This window comes from Spirosoma foliorum, from assembly GCF_014117325.1.
GTDB classification, from domain to species: Bacteria; Bacteroidota; Bacteroidia; order Cytophagales; family Spirosomataceae; genus Spirosoma; species Spirosoma foliorum.
This window is the reverse complement of sequence record NZ_CP059732.1, coordinates 1,436,989-1,455,597: the sequence shown is the minus strand read 5'-3', so window position 1 is coordinate 1,455,597 and position 18,609 is coordinate 1,436,989. Positions and strand designations below refer to the sequence as shown.

General features: G+C 47.7%; 8 protein-coding genes. 7 read left to right on the top strand and 1 reads right to left on the bottom strand.

Annotated elements, in window-relative coordinates; all coding sequences use genetic code 11:
• Window positions 1-161 precede the first annotated feature (161 nt).
• The 6 genes from H3H32_RS05850 to H3H32_RS05825 all read left to right on the top strand — a co-directional run bounded on the left by H3H32_RS05850 (window position 162) and on the right by H3H32_RS05825 (window position 12,350).
• Window positions 162-602: a hypothetical protein gene (locus H3H32_RS05850; protein WP_182461718.1), complete on the top strand. Its 441-nt coding sequence runs from the start codon at window positions 162-164 to the stop codon at window positions 600-602.
• The gene (locus tag H3H32_RS05845; RefSeq protein WP_182461717.1) at window positions 532-6,123 is read left to right on the top strand and encodes an SdrD B-like domain-containing protein; all 5,592 of its coding nucleotides are present in this window, start codon (window positions 532-534) and stop codon (window positions 6,121-6,123) included. The genes H3H32_RS05850 and H3H32_RS05845 overlap by 71 nt, the downstream gene beginning before the upstream one ends.
• A gap of 251 nt (window positions 6,124-6,374) precedes the next feature.
• Window positions 6,375-8,930, top strand: a complete 2,556-nt coding sequence (locus tag H3H32_RS05840) for a DUF7133 domain-containing protein (RefSeq protein ID WP_182461716.1) — start codon at window positions 6,375-6,377, stop codon at window positions 8,928-8,930.
• A gap of 116 nt (window positions 8,931-9,046) precedes the next feature.
• A complete protein-coding gene (locus H3H32_RS05835; RefSeq protein WP_182461715.1) occupies window positions 9,047-10,105 on the top strand; it encodes a sugar phosphate isomerase/epimerase family protein in 1,059 nt (352 codons plus the stop codon).
• Between the two features lie 9 nt (window positions 10,106-10,114).
• A complete protein-coding gene (locus tag H3H32_RS05830) occupies window positions 10,115-10,900 on the top strand; it encodes an SDR family NAD(P)-dependent oxidoreductase (protein WP_182461714.1) in 786 nt (261 codons plus the stop codon).
• 115 nt (window positions 10,901-11,015) lie between these two features.
• Window positions 11,016-12,350 carry an MFS transporter gene (locus H3H32_RS05825; RefSeq protein ID WP_182461713.1) on the top strand — a complete coding sequence of 445 codons (1,335 nt, stop codon included), beginning with the start codon at window positions 11,016-11,018 and terminating at the stop codon, window positions 12,348-12,350.
• Between the two features lie 58 nt (window positions 12,351-12,408).
• Here the strand turns inward: H3H32_RS05825 and H3H32_RS05820 are convergent, their stop codons facing one another.
• Window positions 12,409-13,362: a hypothetical protein gene (locus H3H32_RS05820; RefSeq protein WP_182461712.1), complete on the bottom strand. Its 954-nt coding sequence runs from the start codon at window positions 13,360-13,362 to the stop codon at window positions 12,409-12,411.
• 1,289 nt (window positions 13,363-14,651) lie between these two features.
• Here H3H32_RS05820 and H3H32_RS05815 point away from each other — a divergent pair.
• Window positions 14,652-18,566: a PAS domain S-box protein gene (locus H3H32_RS05815; protein WP_182461711.1), complete on the top strand. Its 3,915-nt coding sequence runs from the start codon at window positions 14,652-14,654 to the stop codon at window positions 18,564-18,566.
• Window positions 18,567-18,609 lie beyond the last annotated feature (43 nt).

The window sequence follows — 18,609 nt, the reverse complement described above, 5'->3', positions numbered from 1 at the left end:
TATACCCAGGCAAGATAGGCTCTTGTAATCATGGCTGATTAGTCTGCCATACTAAAAATCTAACTGAGCTGACTACTGATGCACAGATGCCCGCAAAGGCACCTGAACGGTTGGCTACGTCCTATTTTTTCATCCACGTTGCGCTTAAACCGCTTTTTATTATGCTTCTATCATTTACTAAAACTCATCCAAAGACTGCTGCTCTGTTCTGGCTAGCCGGGTTGTTTCTGCTTAGCCTACAGGCAAAAGCACAGGTGACGGTTTCACTCCAGTACACGGAGAAAAACAATGCAACGACAGTAGCAGCTGGCTGGCAGTACTCCATGCAGCTAGATTATTCTATATCCAGTACTACGGGGAATGCCTCAGGAGTAAAGGCCGTTATCAATCTGCCCGATTATATCGTAAATGCGGGTAACTTCGTAGGAACCGTGCATGCTCCGGCGGCCAATTTTGTCTTTGATAATACGCCTGGAGCAAAAAAAAATAACCATCAATTTCATCGATCCTGCACCCTCGGGTTCTACGGGCGTGTTAGAAGCAGCGCTAACTGTAAACAATGGCACGATCCCCAACGGAACTGTAGTCAATACCACGGCTGAGTTAACGAGTACTGGGGGATTTACATCGGGGGTAAAAAGCCATTCAATAACCGTAACGGCAGCTCCCTATATCTGCACGAAAAAGGTTCTGGTGAGTGGTGGTGCGCTGGATAACGTGACGACTTATGCCATTCGCGTAACTGGCAATGATTTAAGCTATGGGTATGTGCCCAACGGCTACTTAACGGCCACAAATATTACGCTAACCGATAATTTGCCTGCTGGAGCACAATTCGTAAGCGCTCAATTAATCAATGCCAGTAGCGGCAATCCAGTCTCGACAACGATTACGCAAAGTGGGGGCGTCGTCACGGCTGTCATACCAGATTTGAACCCGGCTCCTTACTGGACAACTAATATCTATGAATTACAGATTAAAGTAAAATACAATTCTTCGGCAGGTTTCACAAGTGGACAAACCGTAACGAACACATCAACTTTAACATTCACGCCCTTTGGTGGTAGCCCGATTACCGTTACAGATGGCAGCCAGGTTTCTCCCGACGCTTGTGTCAACGATTTGAGTGAATCTACCGTTTTAAGTGTTCCAACTGCCAATGCAAGCCTTACAAAATCACCAGTTTATGGTTTGGGACCAAGCGTCTATCCTGGCCAAACGATAGCCTATTGTATTGGTTTTACGAATACAGGAAATGTTGATCTGAACAATGTTGAACTCATCGAAAGCATTCCATCTAATTTACGGTATGCAGGGAGAAACTTTTATAATGAGGCTAATGCCATTGATCATTTTGAATACCAGACTAACTTAAACAGCAACTGGACCCCAACGTCATTAACCAGTACTGCACCAGGGCCAAACCCCAATAACTCGGCAGAATATTACACCAAAATCAAAATAGTTCTGGTTTCGCCTTTTCCAGCTAACTCATCTCTGGCGGGTACAAACGGGAATGCCCCTTGTCCATCATTTAGCTTCTTACCAGCTACAGAGGTTACAACCGATACTCCCATTCAAAACTGTGTATCATGGACCAGTACTACACCCGGTATTCCAGCCAGTCGAACTGCTTGTGATGGTTCGCTCACCTTAAAACCTCGCCCTACTCAAGCTATTGTTGGTGTAAGAACCGATCATGCCCCCGCTTGTTCGGGGCCCTATTTAGCCGGCCAGGCATTAACAAATACGCTTACTGTGTCTACGGATCTTGGTGGAGCCGATTTGAGCAATCCAGTTCTGATGCTCTTCCCAAGTCCCGCTGGTTATTTTGAATACGTGCCGAATAGTGCCTCATTTATTGCAGGTACATCCAGTTTGACTGTAACGCCTACGTTTGAATACATTCCTAATTACGCAGGAACAGGCCGTTTCCTGTTGCGATGGACATTCCCTGCTGGCACTAAACTACCTTATGGCACCAGTATGTCGGTAAGTGCTCAAATGAAACTGACCAGTGCAGGTACATCAGGTCATCAACTACAAGGTTATGTTAGCGGAGATAATATTGGCTCCTTTAGTCATACTAATGGCGGGCCTCCAACATCTGTTACAGATCAGTATGATTTGAATGGCAATAGTAGCACAACCGACATACTTGGAACTCAGGAGTCATCCTATAATAGTTGTGCCATTACCGTTTCATCCTCAGCTTCTATGGAGTCTATCAAGTGGGTGAAAGGTCAGCTTGATACCGATTATTCCCGTTATCCGGCTTCGGGGAACACCGTACCGGGTGGCAAAGCCGATTATCGGTTGGTGGTCAGAAATACGGGCAATGTCCCCATGAAGGATATTGAAGTTCTGGATATTCTGCCATTTGTGGGTGATCATGGTGTGATCGACTTAAGTGCACGAAACACAGCATGGCGGCCTAATCTGGCAGATGCCATTGCAGCACCAGCGGGCGTAACAGTTTATTACAGTATTTCATCGAACCCGTGCCGTGATGAACTGAAATCGTCTTCAGACCCATCTCCATTTCCAACGGGCTGTACACCGGCCAATTGGTCAACGACTCTCCCGAGTGATATTACCAAAGTGCAGTCGATCAAACTGGATTTGGGCAGCATTATTATTCAACCTGGTGATTCTCTCGAATTTACCTGGCCGATGCGTGCCCCCGTCGATGCGCCAACCAACGGCGAAATTGCCTGGAATTCATTCGGTTTTGTTGCCACCCGGACCGACAACAACACCCCACTGCTCGGGGCTGAACCCATCAAAGTGGGGATCAAAGTAAACGCTGGACAACCTGGTTTTTATGGTGATTACGTATGGTTCGATAGCAACCACGATGGTGTGCAGGACGCGGGCGAACAAGGTATCGACGGCATTAAAGTGAAGTTGTTTAACCCAACAACCAACACCGCCAACCCAGCTACCGATCCACTCTGGGCGTTTACAATTACGGGTAACGGTGGTAAATATTTATTTTCGAACCTACCTCCAGGCAACTATTACGCCGTCTTCGAACTGCCAGCAGGCTACAGTATATCGCCAAAGGGAGGAACAGCGAATCCAGCATTAGATTCCGACGGATCACCGATCACCTATGATGGTGGTCCAGCTACTATCGTTTCCGTTACCGACATTACTGCGGGCGAAACCGATCTCAGCTGGGATCAGGGCATTTACTGTACGTTGGCCGCAAGTGCTTCGGCCACCCTAACAACTGTTCCAGTTGGGGGTACTATTAGCCTGTCGGCTTCGGGTGGTACATCTTATTTGTGGTCGGGACCTAATGGATTTAACTCAACGCTGCAAAATCCAACCATTCCCAATGCAACCACAGCCAACGCAGGTATTTACTCGGTATTGGTAACGAGCGGCAGATGTAGCGTACCGGCTACTGTCACCATTACGATTGGCAACCCCTGTTCGTTAAGCGCCACCGTTACACTATCGGTTTGTAGTACAGCAACAAATCAATACAGTATATCCGGTACTATTAAGCTAGCCAACAATGCTACTGGTGGAACAGCTACGATTACAGATGGGGCAAAAAGTACGACAGTTACAATAGCGGCTTCGGCAACATCGGTAGCCTACTCACTAACGGGCTTAACATCTGGGACAGGAAGCCATACCGTGACCGTGAGCCTGAGTGGTTGTGGCACCACGAGCCTTACGTATAGCGCCCCAGCATCCTGTACCGTAGCGCCTGCTTGTGGGTTAGCCATGATTGTGACACCTGGTTTGTGCCAGTCGGCCACCAACAGCTATGTGTTGTCGGGCACCATTACCGCTACCAACGTACCAACCAGCGGAACGCTAACCATTACCTCAGGCGCTTTTACTCCGCGAAGCTTAACCTTACCGGCAACGGCTAATGTATCGGGCACATTTAGTTATTCCGGGCTTGTTTCGAATGGCCAGGCTTACACAATAACAGCCAGTTACTCCAACTCGGCCTGTTCGCCCGCTAGTCAAACGTTCACGGCTCCGGCGAGTTGCTCGGTAGCTCCCGTCTGTTCACTCTCGGCTACGGCAACGACTGGCGTGTGTGCTACGGCAACCAATACCTACTCGGCAACAGTTGCGGTTCCGTTGACCAATGCAACTGCTGGTACCTTAACGGTGAGTATTCCAGGGTCAACGCCTATCAGTCAAACTATCGCTGCAGGCACGCCTTCGTTCACGGCCGTTTTTGCTGGTCTGGTTTCTGATGGAGCTAGTCATACGGCTACTGTTAGTCTCCCTGGCTGTGGCACCACGGCAGCTACATTCGCAGCTCCCGCATCCTGCTCAATCACTCCCGTCTGCTCCATTAGCGCAGTAGCCACGGCAGGGCTTTGCCAAACAGCGACCAATACCTATTCGTCAACAGTTGTTGTAACGGTTAAGAACCCAACCTCAGGAACCCTGTCAGTTACGGATGGTGCTCAAACGCTAACGTTCTCTACGACGGCAAACAGTCAGAACACATTCACGGCTGAATTTAATGGTCTGATCTCCAATGGAACCAGCCATTCCGTGACGGCTACCTTGCCAGGTTGTTCAACAACAACCACGACTTATAGTGCTCCGGCGAGTTGTTCGGTTACGCCAGCCTGTAACCTGAGCCTGACAGCTGGTGCCTCGGCCTGTAATCCGGCTACTAATCTCTATGTTCTATCAGGAACGATCACTGTAACCAACAGCCCCAGCAGCCAGACACTCACGCTGACTGATGGTAGCTATGTTCGTTCCTTGACGGCGGCTGCCGGAACTACCACCATCAGCTACAGCTATACAACGCTGCAGAGTGATGGAGCCAAGCATACCGTTACGGTAGTTAGCAGTGGTACTGCCTGCGGAACAGCTTCGGCCACGTATACAGCCCCAGCTAGTTGTTCGGTGGCACCAGTCTGTAGTGTTAGTGCAACTGCCACAGCAGGTTTGTGTGCCACCGCTACGAACACCTATTCGAATACTGTGTTGGTAACGATGACCAATCCGACAGCGGGCACGTTAACCGTGAGTCATGGGGTCAATAGTCTAACCTTCGCAGTACCCGCCACAGTAGGTACCGTCACAACCTCGGCCATCTTCAACGGGCTGGTTTCGGATGGTGCGAGCCACACAGTGACAGCTAGCTTACCGGGTTGTTCAACAACTACGACGGTTTATACGGCACCGGGTTCGTGTACGCAACCAGCCGGTACGCAGTTATCGCTGAACAAACTAGTCGATAAGTCGAAAGCTAAAGTTGGGGATGTACTCACGTACACCATCGTACTAACCAACAGCGGAACAACAACGGCGACCAACGTAGTGGTACGCGATTCGTCAACTACAGGGTTGGCCTATGTAGCCAATTCGGCTACAGCGCCATCGGGCACTACCTTTACCCAGGGAACGCCCATCAGCACCTGGAAGGTAGCGCCCATCAGTGCTGGTCAGAGTCTAAGCCTGACTTTCCAGGCAATTGCCGATAGCTCGGGCATTATGTATAACGTAGCCACCATTCCGGGCGATACAGCTACGGTTTGTACGTCTGTTCCGTTTGTGATGTGTGCTGGTGATTCATACCTGCTTCGATTAACGGCTGCTCCAGGACGGTCGGCGTACAAATGGTTCAAGGATAATGTAGAGATCACCGGACAAACTACGAATGTACTGGATGTAACAGCCCCAGGTACGTATAGTCTGGCTGTCGATAACGTATCGGGTAAATGTCCTGACTTTAGCTGCTGCCCATTTATTGTTGAAGAAGATACCTTGCCCACGTTCAAGGCGACAGCTACACCTGTTACCTGTATCGGTGGTACGGCGCAAACCAATGGCAAAATCGTTCTGAGTCAATTCCGTACGGGCTACACCTATCAGTACTCGTCAGGAAGTAGCTTTAATGCGGCTGCGTCCTTGTCGGGCAACAAACAAGTGATTCCTACCAATGGACTGATTGTGAACAACCTGGCAAATCCGACGGTGGCCACGGCTTATACCGTTCGAGTGTATAACAGTTCAGGTTGTTACACAGATGCAACGGTCATGCTGTTGCCAACCGTCTGCAATTGCCCAACAGATGCTTGTGTGCCGCTCGTTATCAAGCAAACCAAGGGCATTAAGCGTAGATAAACGCCCGGTTCCATACTAAACACAAGAAGGCTCGTCAATTGATGGGCCTTCTTGTGTTTAACCTAGTTCAGGAACTTCCCTTCGTTGGTTAATAACAGCTTTTGGTAACCCTAAAGGCAAGCTTCGTTGTTTTCAGTAGCCCACACATTAAATAGTATTTAAGTTTTACAAAAGCGGACAATATCGCTACCAAACGCAAGTAGTATCCTCGTAATAATGCTTTATCATGCTATAATGCCAATATATGCCTCATGGTTAAGCCTGTCTATGTTAGTAGCCTGATTTGTGCCAGTCTTCTGTGTTTGCTCAGCTTTAAAACAAACGTACGAACGACACTGGGGGAAGGCCCATCACCCGTAAAAACACCAGCCGAAGAACAGGCTACATTTCAACTCGAACCAGGTTTGAGCATTCAACTGGTTGCTTCTGAGCCAATGATTCAGGACCCGGTGGTCATCAACTTTGATGAGGATGGTCGTCTTTGGGTGGTTGAGATGCGGGGGTTCATGCCCGATGTTAACGGCGATGGTGAGGATAAACCCGTTGGCCGTGTGTCGGTCCTCGAAGATACGAATGGAGACGGCCAGATGGACGTCAGTAAAGTGTACCTCGACAGTCTGGTTATGCCCCGCGCCCTTGCCTTCGTACCAGGCGGTGTACTGGTCGCTGAAAATGGCGCTTTGTGGATGACCAAAGACCTGAACGGTGACCTGAAAGCCGATACCAAGACCGTTGTTGATGCCCAATATGTAGGCAGCGGCCTGCCAGAACATGCACCAAACGGACTATGGCGGGGTTTAGATAACTGGTATTACAACGCCAAATCGCGCCTTCGGTATCGTCTGGTGGGTGGAAAATGGGAGCGAGATAGTACCGAGTTTCGTGGGCAATGGGGCATTAGTTACGACGATAAAGGCCGTCTGTACTACAACTACAACTGGTCGCAGCTTCACGCTGATTTGGTGGCTCCGAACTACTTATCTCGTAATAAAAATCATAAAGCAACCACCGGCATCGACCATGGCCTGACCATCGATCGGCGCGTTTACCCAATCCGACCCAACCCAGCTGTAAACCGGGGCTACATTCCCGGAACACTCGACAAAGAGGGTCACTTGCTGGAATTTACGGCCGCCTGCTCACCCCTAGCCTATCGGGGAACAGCTTTACCTGCAGCCTATTATGGTAATGCATTCGTTTGTGAACCCGCCGGGAATCTCATTAAACGCAATGTAGTAGAGGAAAAGGGGCTGCTTATTACGGCACACGATCCTCATCCGGGTACCGAATTTCTGGCCTCAACCGATGAGCGTTTCCGTCCGGTTCATATGGCCACGGGTCCAGATGGTGCCCTATATATTGCGGATATGTATCGTGGCCTTATCCAGCACAAAGCGTATGTAACGCCCTATTTGAAAGAGCAAACCCTTGCCCGTGAGCTGGATAAACCCGTCAACCGGGGCCGTATCTGGCGCATTGTTCCACAAAATTGGAAAGCCCCAAAGGCGAAAAAGCTGGCCAGTGCTTCGTCAGATGAACTCGTTGCTGAATTGTCGAATGCCGACGGATGGCACCGGGATGTAGCCCAACATTTACTCATCGACCGGAACGACAAGCGGGTTGGTCCTGCTTTGACAACGTTGGCCACTAAAGGCGAGCAACCGCTTGGGCGATTCCATGCTTTATGGACACTGGACGGCTTGAAACTAAGCAACCCCAATCTGTTATCAGGATTAGTAGCCGACCCGAACCCGCTAGTTAGTTCAACGGCACTCCGGTTGCTGGAGCCATTTGCCAAAACGGATAAGACCATTCGGGCCAAACTCGGCGAGCAATTGCTGGCCAGATGGGAACAGGCACCCATCGAGCAAATTCTCCAGATGACTTTTACGGCTGGCGTACTCGACCAATCCGCTGCTCAGCCGCTACTCGCCAATATTGTCGGGCGTCATGGGGAATCGGCCTTGATTCGGGATGCGGCTATGAGTAGCCTTCAGAATCAGGAGTTTGCCTTTTTACAACGATTACTAAAATCGCCCCAATGGCAGGCGCACGAACCCGCCAAGGAAATTTTCATTGAAGTGCTGACAACAGCCATTATCAAAAAACGAAATCCTGCTGAGTTAACCTCTCTACTGGCGCTTTTAGATGCAAACAAAGAACCATTTAGCTGGCAGGAAAAGGCTGTAATCACCAGTATGTCGATTGCAGGAAGCAGCAAAATAAAACCTATAAAACTTGCTGCTGCCCCTAGCCTATTAGCCAAGTCCAGCCACAAAATCGATCCATCGCGTCTGGCTTCCCTGGAATCAATGTTTGAATGGCCCGGCCACGTTGCCGCAAAAAGCAGTTCCGCTAAAAAGAGCCTGCTGAACGATGAAGAGCAAAAGCTATTTGCATCGGGGCGCCAATTGTATCTGAATACCTGCTCGGGTTGTCACGGTACCGATGGAGCCGGATTGCCTCGCTTTGGCCCTCCTTTAGTTGGTTCGGATTGGGTGCTAGGCGACGAGAAACGATTAGCACTTGTCCTGCTGCATGGTATGGAAGGGCCTGTTGAAATTAACAAACGTGTTTACGACGCACCTGATATCCTCCCGGTTATGCCCGCCCACTCGACCCTGGACGATCAGTCAATCACCTCGATTCTGATGTATATCCGTAACGAATGGGGCAATAATGGGGGACCAATCGGCAAACGAACGGTGGGAATGACCCGCATTCTGGCGCAGGGACGCGTAGTACCCTGGACAGCCAAAGAGTTAAACAAATACATACAGGAGACACAAGCCACTAGTCCTAAATAAAGATGTTAAGAATGGTCAAGTGTAGTCAGAAGTAGTCAAGAGTAGCCATGCCTGACAATACCTGACCACTCTTGACAATAAACTCCTACCCTAAACAACTCTTGACCTTCACCCAAATGGATAGACGAGATTTCTTGCAACAAGCTGCAGCAGGTGCTATGGCTGTTTCTTTCCCTGCTGTTCCCGACTGGTTTGCCGATAAGCGGATGGGGATTGTTGTCCATTCGTACTGGAGCCGCTGGAACTCAAAAGTGGACAGTCAGAAATATCCGGCCTTTACCAACGCGATTCAACTGCTTGATCACTGCCACCAACTGGGGGCTGGTGGTGTGCAGGTGATTGTAGGTGGCTGGTCGTCCGATTTTGCCAAAAAGGTGCGCGATGTGCGGGAGAAATACGGTCTTTACCTGGAAGGCTCGATTGGATTGCCCAAGAAGGCAGATGAAGTCGCCAAATTTGAACAGGACGTTATCAATGCCAGGGAAGCGGGTGCGCAGGTGTTGAGAACCGTTTGCTCAACAGGCCGACGGTATGAAACCTACCATTCTCCCGCAGCTTTCGAAGAGTTGAAGAAAAACGCCCTGACCATGTTGCAATTGGCCGAACCCGTGCTACGCAAACATAAGGTCAAACTAGGGGTTGAAAACCACAAAGACTGGCGTGCTCCCGATTTAGTGAACCTCTTGAAACAGGTTAACAGCGAGTGGATTGGCGTCACCCTCGACTTTGGCAACAGCATGGCGTTGCTGGAAGACCCGATGGAAGTGGTCGAAACCCTGTCGCCTTATGTGTTCAGTACCCACGTAAAAGACATGGCTGTAGAGGAATATCCAGATGGATTTCTCTTATCGGAAGTACCAATGGGCAAGGGTATTTTAGACTTACCCAAGATGGTCGATCTCTGCCGAAAACATAATCCAACCGGAACATTTAGTCTGGAAATGATCACCCGCGACCCGCTGGAAATTCCCTGCGTAACCAATGCCTACTGGGAAACAATGGGTTCAGTACCCGGCTCCGATCTGGCCCGAATGCTCCGAACGGTACGGCAGCATAAATACGCCGGTGGCCTTCCTCGCGTAGCAAAACTAAGTAACGATGAAAAACTGGCGCTCGAAGAAGAGAACATCGTAGCCTGTCTGAATTACAGCAAGGATAAATTAGGAATGAAATAAAGCAACCTCATGAGTAAAGAAATACTACCTGGAGTCAGTCAATTTAACTTAACTGGAAAAACGGCCATCATTACGGGTGGTTCAAAAGGTCTTGGCCTGGCTATGGCGGCTGGTCTTGCGTCGGCAGGAGCCAACATCATGCTCGTCAACCGGAATACCGAAGAAGGCGAAAGTGCCGCTCAAGAGCTGAGTCAGGATTATGGTATCAAAGCTATTGCTTTCAGTGCCGACATTGCCAGCCCAGAACAAACAGAAGCGATGGCCCAAAAAGCGATCGACACGTTTGGGCAGATCGACATTCTGATCAATAGCGCCGGAATTAACATCCGCGGCCCAATCGACGAACTGACGCCCGCCGATTTTGCCAAGGTGATGGAGGTGAACGTAACGGGCACCTGGCTGTGCTGCAAGGCAGTAGTTCCATTCATGAAAAAAGCGGGTCGGGGAAGTATTATCAATCTGGCGAGTACACTTGGTTTGGTAGGCTTGTCCAACAGAACCCCTTATACATCCAGCAAAGGGGCGGTAGTCCAGATGACCCGCGCGCTGGCGCTGGAAATGGCCCCTTACAATATCAACGTCAATGCCATTTGCCCAGGCCCTTTCCTGACCGAAATGAACCTGCCCATTGCCGACACCGACGAAGGAAAGAAATTCGTGGTAGGGGCAACGGCCTTAGGTCGTTGGGGGCATTTGCGGGAGATTCAGGGAGCCGCCATTTTCCTGGCCAGCGACGCCGGAAGCTACATGGTTGGTTCGATGCTCACCGTCGATGGCGGTTGGACAGCCAGATAATTTATAGTTTACGGTTTGTGGTTTACGGTGGGCTGACGCATCAGACTTTTGCTGCGCCAGCCCACCGTAAACCACAAACCGCAAACCCAATACCTAAACCTCCTAAACCGAAACAATGGTACAATTAAGCGGCCAATCTAAACCAACCCGAGTACGGTATGGGATGTTAGCCCTCGTATTCGTCAATGTAGCGATTAGTTATCTGGATCGCACCAATATTGGCGTTGCTGCGTCAGCCCTTGGTAAAGACCTTAATCTGTCAAAAGTCGAGTTAGGCTATATTCTGTCCGCGTTTGGGTGGGCCTATGCCGCGTTACAGATTCCGGGCGGCTTAATCGCCGATCGATTTGGACCGCGCATTTTATATGCTTTCTGTTTAATTACCTGGTCTGTTGTAACCCTAGCCCACGTGCTTGTTCGAGGCATTGGCAGTCTGTTCTTTCTCCGACTGGCCACCGGTACCCTCGAAGCCCCTTCGTATCCGATCAATAATCGCGTGGTAACGCAATGGTTTCCGAATAACGAGCGAGCATCGGCCATTGCCATGTATGTATCTGGCCAATTTATAGGGCTGGCGTTTCTAAGTCCTATTCTGGCAATGGTTCAGGTGTATGCAGGCTGGAGAGGGTTATTTATTGGCACAGGTCTGGTTGGTTTGATTTGGGGTATTGTCTGGTATCTGTTCTATCGCGACCCACTCGATAGCGCCAATGTGAATAAAGCAGAACTGGATTATATTGAAGAAGGTGGCGGCTTATTACGAGGAAAAGAGCAAACAAAGGATCAGGTTAATATTTGGCACTGGTCGAATGTAAAACTGATTCTTTCGAACCGGACGTTATGGGGGGTTTATATCGGGCAATTTTGTGTTAATGCTACACTCTGGTTTTTCCTTACCTGGTTCCCAACTTATTTAGTGGAATATCGGCATTTAAGCTTTATCAAGTCGGGCTATCTGGCTTCTATCCCGTTTCTGGCGGCCTGTGCCGGTTTATTGTTATCGGGTTTCCTATCCGACTGGCTCATCAATCAGGGTAAATCGGCGAGTCTGGCCCGAAAAGCACCCATTATTATCGGGTTTATTCTTTCGTTAAGCATTGTTGGCGCGAACTACACCGAAAACGACACATTGGTTATCTTCTTCCTATCGTTCGCCTTTTTCGGAATCGGTATGGCCCTGATTTCGTGGATATTTGTATCGGTTCTATCGCCTAAACACCTAATTGGCCTAACGAGTGGCGTATTCAATTTCATGGGCAATCTGGCCTCAATCGTGGTGCCTATCTCAATTGGCTACCTGATTCAAGGCGGAAGCTTTAAACCAGCTCTGGCTTTTATTGGAATTATTGAATTTATCGGCGCCTGCTCCTATATCTTCCTCGTTGGTAAAATTGAGCGTATAGGTACGCCTACTCAGACCGATATAAATGAGGGCAAGCTGGTATCATAAATAGCCCCGGTTTTAACCCCAGAGCTATGCGCCGTTGCGACACCGCTCTGGGGTTAATCTACTTTAAAGCTTTCTTGCGCGTGAAGAAGGGACGGATTAGGATGAACGAGATAAGCCACAAAAACGCGGGCACTAAAAGCTGTTCATAATCAATCGAATAATCGGTAGACATCAAGTCGTTCATTGATGCATTGTAACGCGCTTTTAACGAGTCATTGGGCTTAAGCCTTTCAAAATCATCTTCACTAATAGGAATTACCCGCTCTTGCTGTTGGTAACGAATGGTTGCTTCATAGGTATACTCACGCCAGCTTCTTGATTTTGAATTACGGTACTTGGCGTGTCGCTGTGTATCCAATACCTTAACGATAACCTCCTGTCCGTGAGTCTTTAGCTGTTGGTAATACTGAAAATATTTCCAGGTATCATACGAAAAGAAGACCGCAGTCATCAGAAGCTCCGCAACAAGAAGAAAGCGGGCTATATCCTGTAGAAATGTAAGTGGAATAAGCGTTACAATAAGCCCTGTGATCATGAAAAAAGAAGCCGTTGCCAGTATTATGCAGAACAGCAACAACTGATGCTCCCTACTGAAATCGCGTACGGTACTCCAGTCAATTAATCGGGATTTTCGCGCGGATCTCTCAAACCGATTGTCGCTTCCCGGTTGCCGAAAGGCATCATACGCTGGATGATATACTAACTTAACCCGGTCGCCCGAACCCACATAGCCCGAATCCATAACAAAGCGGGTAGTGTAGGTTTTGCCTTGATAAGGAAAAGTTAGATAGGTGCTATTGCCGAATATATCCCGCCAGGACTGGTGCTTCCGACTGGTCTGCTCAACCGTCACCGAAACGAGTTTACCCTCTTTCGTAAACTGATTCTGAAGTCGTAAATCCTGATACTGCCCCCAGAATACCCAGGTCACGATAACTAAAATAATAGCTACGATCAACGCTATCAGGAAATTATAAACCTTACCTATTGACGAGAGAAGTGGTTTAAGCATGACTGGCTGGTGTAGATAGAGCGCATACTACTGATCTCTAAAGGTAATCGAATGAGAAATCCGATTGACGCCACAGTATGTAAACGGTACTGTAAATACCCTAAGCAAACGTTAAATCATTTGGCAGGATTTAGTAATAATGCCACAAACGAAATGCTCTCTGCGTACTAGATTATAGCGATTGTAGGTTAATGGTGGAACCTACATTTGGTGTGGATAGAACCTAAACGCTGGCTTTACTAAGGCCAGCGTTTTTTTATGGTAGTGTCTACCACCTAGTTATCAAGCGCATTTTTATGATCAGAGTCAGCATCTACATAGATCATATAGCATTGCCTAATTGTAAAACGACCTCACCAGAATTGGAGAGGCCGTTTTACAATTAGGCGGCTACACGACGAAAGAATAGCGGCTCCTACCAGAGCCACACACAGATGTTGAGTGAAAAACTTGATCATAGATTACAACTAGTGCTCTTCCAAAATAGATTTTTTGATTCTACTAGATTCTTTTGATACTAGATGCCTGATTATCAGAATCGATAGAATCTACAGAATCTCTAGAATCTAAATTGGAAGAGTACTAGTTAGAAAAAATCTAGCCCCCAATACATGCCTGGCGCTAGTTTAGCTTCGGGTGAAGTTCTCTTTCTAGTTATGACGTAGGATTAAAGTAACGTTAAATCACATCTCAATACAGCATCTCAAAAAACGATTAGACCAATTGCAGATTCAATCAGGCAGTGGCCAACAAAAAATGCTGCCCCTAAAAGAGTCAGCATTTCCGCTTCTATCCACACCATCCATTTGCCAAACAAACGGCAAATGGTAATCAAGAAATTAATATCTATAAGTTACCCCATCACGTATCCAATCAAGAAAATGGTAATGTCAGGCAACTACCTATAGCATTAGAAGCTCACAAACGAGTAAGATAGCCAGAAGGGTCAGGGCGACTAAAATATAGTTCAAAATTACTGACTGATAACTCTGGGCATTCATAATAATGGACAAGTTAGCTGAGTACGGTTTATAGATTAGATACAAAGACTAAAAAAAGACACAAGATATTTATTAAAAGGCAGAATATACCGCTGCGTGATTCAGAGAGATTTTCGCTACACATATAAACCATATTCATATATTATATAAACAAAATCACATTTAGTTTAAAGTATTCTTATAAGAGTATCTAATTGTTACCAATCAATAAATAAAACCAATATTATCAGCAATTGTATAGCGCGAATCTAGTACCTTAAATTCCCGTATGCATAGCTAATAAAATTTATGGTTTTCCCCCCTAATGAACATAAGCGATTAGAAGCATTACATCGATACCAAATTCTGGACACGCTACCCGACAAAGCATTCGATAGATTAACTGAATTAGCATCGTTGATTTGTGAAACCCCAATGTCGCTTGTAACCTTACTAGATAAGGAACGACAATGGTTCAAATCGCAAATAGGTATCGATGGATCAGAAACCAGCCGGGACGTTTCTTTTTGCCAGCACGCTATTCTGGATACGACCATTCTTGAGATAGAAGATGCGACAACAGATGTTCGTTTTAAAGAAAATCCGTTTGTTACAGCAGAACCCAACATTCGGTTTTATGCGGGCTATCCGCTAACTGATCCAGATGGCTATGCCTTAGGTTCCTTGTGCGTATTGGATCAAACACCCAGAAAGCTCACCGACAGTCAGCAAAAAGCATTGACAATACTGGGCGAAATGGCCACATCGCTCATTGTCGAACACCGCCAGAAACAGGAACTGGCTTATTTTGAAAATCTTTTTACACTATCCAATGATTTAATTTTTGTAGCTGGCATTGATGGATACCTCAAGAAAATAAATCCAGCCTTTCAGCAGCTACTGGGCTGGGACGAGCGCTATTTACTGTCAACCTCATTTTTCGAGTTAGTTCATCCCGACGATCGGCTGGCAACAGAACAGGAAATTAGTCAGTTAGCGGCAGGTAATACAGCCATCAACTTTACCCATCGCTTCCGATGTAAGGATGACACCTACCGCTATCTGCAATGGGTGGCGACACCTGAATCGGCTACGGGCTATCTGTTTGCAGTGGCTCGGGATGTGACCGCCGAAAAACAAAAAGAGGTTAAACTCTATCAATCGGAGAACAGGTTCCGCTCATTCTTCGAAAACTCGCAGGGTCTTATGTGTATCCACGACCTGGAGGGTAAAATACTGAGTGTCAATGCCGCGGGGGCGCAAGCGCTGGGTTATGAACCCGAAGAACTAATTGGGCGCCGTTTGCAGAATATCGTTCCAGAAGAGCAGCATCCTGGTTTTGAGGTGTATTTAGAAACCATTCGTAAAACCGGCAAGGCTAGCGGGCTTATGCATACGTTGCATAAAGATGGCTCGCTACATATCTGGCTCTTTGCGAATATTCTGGAGCATGAGTTAAATGGAGAAGCCTACGTTATTGGAAACGCCATCGACATTACCCGACGGCACCAGTTAGAACTTGATTTGAAATGGACCAAACAAATGCTCGAGCAAACCAATAAGGTGGCTCGCATTGGGACTTGGGAAGCCGACTTTACACAAGAAACCATGTATTGGTCGGCCGTTACCAAAGCCATTCATGAAGTCCCCGACGAGTTTGAGCCCATGCTCAACTCGGGTGAAACATTCTTCCGGGGCAAAAACCACGAGCAAATTGTTAAAGCTGTTGACCAAGCCCTTGCCGAAGGCACTCCATTTGATATAGAACTGCAGATTGTTACCGCAACCAATCGGGAAGTTTGGGTTCGCGTAGTAGGACAGCCCGAATGTGGCGAAGCAGGATGCACTCGTTTGTACGGTACGTTCCAGGATATTCACGAAAAGAAAGAAGCCGAGCGGGCATTGCTCAACGAAAAATTACGACTCGCAGCCTTCGTTGAGCATGCTCCGGCAGCCGTAGCCATGTTCGATCAGACCATGTCGTATCTGGCGGTCAGTAATCGGTGGAAGGAGGATTACAAACTCAAAACAAGTGTCATTGGCTTATCCCACTACGACGTATTTCCGACGCTTTCCGAAGACTGGAAGGTGACCTTCAGCCGATGTCTAAACGGAGCCATCGAGAAAAGTGATGAGTATGTATGGCGTCCTAAATGGAGCGATCATGATCGTTATTTATGTTGGGAAATTAGGCCCTGGTACCAGTATGACGGTTCCATTGGGGGCATCATGATGTTTACCCAGGACATTACTGAATCTTATCTACAACGGGAAGAACTGAAGAAGGCAAAGCAACAGGCCGAGCAGGGCAGTGTCGCCAAATCGGAATTTCTGGCGAATATGAGCCATGAAATCCGAACTCCCTTGAATGGGGTCATTGGTTTTACGGATCTGCTGCTCAAAACCTCGCTAAACGAAACCCAGCACCAATACCTGTCCATTGTCGATCAATCGGCGAATGCCTTATTAAGTATCATCAATGATATCCTGGACTTCTCGAAAATTGAAGCGGGCAAGCTGGAACTGGCCGCCGAAAAGGTAGATGTCTACGAAATCAGTAGTCAGGCTGCCGATATTATTACGTATCAGGCTCAGAATAAAGGGCTTGAAATGCTGCTCAATTTACCTGCCAATTTGCCACGCTTTATTTACATCGATTCGGTACGTTTAAAGCAAATTCTGGTAAACCTGCTGGGCAACGCGGTCAAGTTCACGCAGAAAGGAGAAATAGAGCTAAAAATCAAGCCATTAACGGACCCTACTCAGGAGTACGTCACGCTACGGTTTGAGGTACGTGATACCGGCATTGGTATAAAACCCGACATGCAGGAACGCATTTTTGATGCCTTCTCGCAGGAAGATGCTTCCACCACCAAAAAATACGGCGGAACCGGATTGGGCTTAACGATCTCGAATAAACTGCTCGGTCTGATGGGAAGCCGTCTGGAGTTAGTTAGCACGCTGAACGAAGGCAGCTGTTTTTCGTTCGATGTCCGCCTGAAAACCGAAGTTGGTGAAGCAATTAATTGGTTGGATATAAACCAGATAAAGAACGTTCTGATTGTTGACGACAATGAAAACAACCGTCTGATTCTGCGCCAGATGTTTTTGCTGCGCCAGATCAGCGTTGATGAAGCCAGCAATGGTTTCGAAGCGCTACAGTTGTTGGCCAAACAGAAACAATACGATGTGATTCTGATGGACTATCACATGCCGTACATGGATGGTCTGGAAACCATTGAGAAAATCCGTGCGAATTTCTCGTCGCCAACCGAACAACAGGCAATCATCCTTCTGCATAGTTCTTCCGATGACGAACGCTTGATTAAAGCGAGTGAGTCATTGGCCATCAACCAGCGATTGGTAAAACCGGTTAAAATGACCGACTTGTTCCGGGCGCTATCACACCTGGGTCAGCAAACCAGCAAACCCGCGTTTCAGGAAGTTCAGCAGTCTGTTCAGATTGCCCAACAAGCAGTTAAACTATTGCTGGTTGAAGACAATAAGATCAATCAGTTACTGGCTAAAACCTTTGTAAACAAGCTTATACCCAATGCGCAAATCATAGAGGCCATTAATGGGCAGGAAGCGGTAGACAATTACATAGAGCACCAACCCGACCTGATTTTGATGGATATTCAAATGCCCGTGATGAACGGATACGAAGCCACGCAACGTATTCGAGCTTTAGAACAGGATCGGCATATCCCAATTATTGCGCTCACGGCTGGTACGGTAAAAGGCGAACGGGAAAAGTGTCTGGCCGCCGGTATGGATGATTTTATAACGAAACCTATCGTCGAAAAATCAATGGCTTCGCTCTTCCAGAAGTGGCTGGAAACGCAATCTATAGATACACCTGAGGCTATTGACGTCGACGATCCTGATGCTCATTTCGACCCTCAACTCTTAAAAACCATATCGGGCGAAGACCTAGACCTTCTGGAGAAGCTCATGGAAGCTGCTGAAGATGAACTAACTAGTTCACTAGCCAATCTTTTGCGTCAAGTAGAAATCCGAAATCTAGCGGGCTTGAAGTCGGCGGGCCACAAGATGAACGGAACCGCGCTCAGTGCTGGTATGCCGAGTCTGGCTCAGTTGGCCTACAAACTGGAGCATTTAGAGCAATTTGAAGAAACCCAGGTTCGTACTTTGCTGGAACGCACACAATCGGAGATTAAGCTCGTCACGTCGTTGATGAGCGATGTTTTAAAAGCGGTTTGAACATAAAACACACTGTAAATTAGCAACTTGTAGAAAACAAATA